Here is a 1,695-nt window from a genome sequence, read left to right as displayed (position 1 = left end):
CGCAGCAGCAGGAAGTTGCCCCAGAAGTACGTCGGGTTCTCCGGCGTGCGGATGACCAGGTGGGTGCCGCGGTCCTCGATCTCGCTGCCGGTCATCTCCAGCAGGCGCAGGTCGGTGCGGAAGCCGAGGGAGCGGATGTCCATTCAGTCCTCGTTCGTCGGAGCGGTCGTCGTGTCGTGCGTGGTGAGGGGGAGGTACGGCGTGAGGTCGGTGCGCTCGCCGCTGGCGAGGACACGCCCGCTGGCGAGGGCGTCGTGCCAGGTGAGCTCGCCCCGGGCCACCGCGATCCAGGTCTCCGGGTCGGTCTCGACCACGGCCGGGGGCGTGCCGCGGGTGTGCCGGACCCCGGGGATGACCTGGGCGGCGGCGACGGGCGGAACCCTGACCTCCACGGAGTTGCCGGGGGCACGCTCGGCGAGCACGGCGAGGAAGTGCTTGACGAGCAGGCGCTCGTCGGCCGGGGTCCGCGACGCGAGGGCCGCGGCGACCGCAGCGGGGTCGGCGACGCGGAGACGGGCAGGCACACCGGGAGGTTATCCCGCACCGCTCGGGCAGTTCGCGGCGCAGGGACGGGCGGCGAGGCGTGGGCCAGGCGCTCGACCTCGCGAACTGCCCGCGGCGTGCGGGTCAGGCGATGCCGTCGAGGACGGCGACGATGTCCGTCCAGGCCGGGGATCCGACCTCGATCACGCCGAAGTGGCCGCCCTCGACCTCGACCAGCTCGGCCTCGGCACCGGCCGCGCGGGCCGCCGCGACGTAGTCCTGCGACTGGCCGATCGGCACGACCGGGTCGTCGGCGGCGTGCACCATCCAGGCGGGCACGTCGAGGGGGACGTGCCGCATCGGGTCGGCCAGCTCGTAGTCGAGGTCGTCGGGGGTGCTGCCCATCAGGGCCTCGACCGCGCCGCCGCCCAGCTGCTGGTCGTAGGCGGCCGTGAGGTCGACGACGCCCGCCTGCGAGACCACGTGGGTCACCGGGACCCGGGTGGGCCACGGCTCGAAGCGGCCCCGGGCGGCCGCCCAGGTCGCGAGGTGGCCGCCGGCCGAGTGACCCAGGGTCACGAGGGTCGACGTGTCGACGTCCGTGCCGGCGAGCGCCTCGATCGCCGCGTGGACGTCGTCGAAGGTCTCGGGAAAGCCGCCCCCGTTGCCGACGCGGCGGTACTCCACGTTGAGCGTCGTCCAGCCCTGCGCCGTGAGGTCGGCGGCGAGGGGCTCGCCCAGCGACGCGTCGTACTCGGCCTTCCAGAAGCCGCCGTGGAGGATCACCACGACGCCCCGGCCGGCGCCGTCGGGGCGACGGAGGTCCGCCCACTGGGAGGGGTCGTCGCCGTAGGTGAGGCGCTCGGTCATCGGCTGCTCCTGCGGGTCGTCGGTCGTCGGGTCGTCGGTCGTCGGGTCGTCGGGGGCGCGGTCGGTGGCCCGGGGGCCATCCTCGCCGAGGGCGCCCCCGCACGCGGCCGTCACGGGCAGCAGGGTCGCGGTCACGAGCAGGGCGCGGCGGCGGACGTGCCGGCGCACTCCTCAGACCTCGGGGGAGGGCTGGACGAGCTGGAACACGAGATAGGTACGCCGCTCGGCGTCGCGCCCGCGCGTCCGCTCGGCCCAGGTCTCGACGAGGTCGTCGAGCTCCTGGCGGAGCTCGTGGGCCTCCTCGTCGGTGAGCTTGAGGGCGTGGTCGGAGGTGGTGAAGAC

The 1,695-nt window shown here is 74.7% G+C and carries 2 protein-coding genes; both read right to left on the bottom strand.

The features are described from left to right. Positions 1–143: 143 nt before the first annotated feature. On the bottom strand, positions 144–524 hold the full coding sequence (locus ACXJKL_RS20555; RefSeq protein WP_457208850.1) for a sterol carrier family protein: 381 nt from the start codon (positions 522–524) through the stop codon (positions 144–146). A 103-nt stretch (positions 525–627) separates the two neighbouring features. Further along, entirely contained in the window at positions 628–1,521 is an 894-nt protein-coding gene (locus ACXJKL_RS20550; RefSeq protein ID WP_457208849.1) for an alpha/beta hydrolase family protein, read from the bottom strand. Positions 1,522–1,695: the final 174 nt, after the last annotated feature.

Source organism: Nocardioides sp. P5_C9_2 (assembly GCF_054049555.1).
The sequence above is the reverse complement of the archived record's forward strand: the minus strand, read 5'-3'. Positions and strand labels throughout refer to the sequence as shown.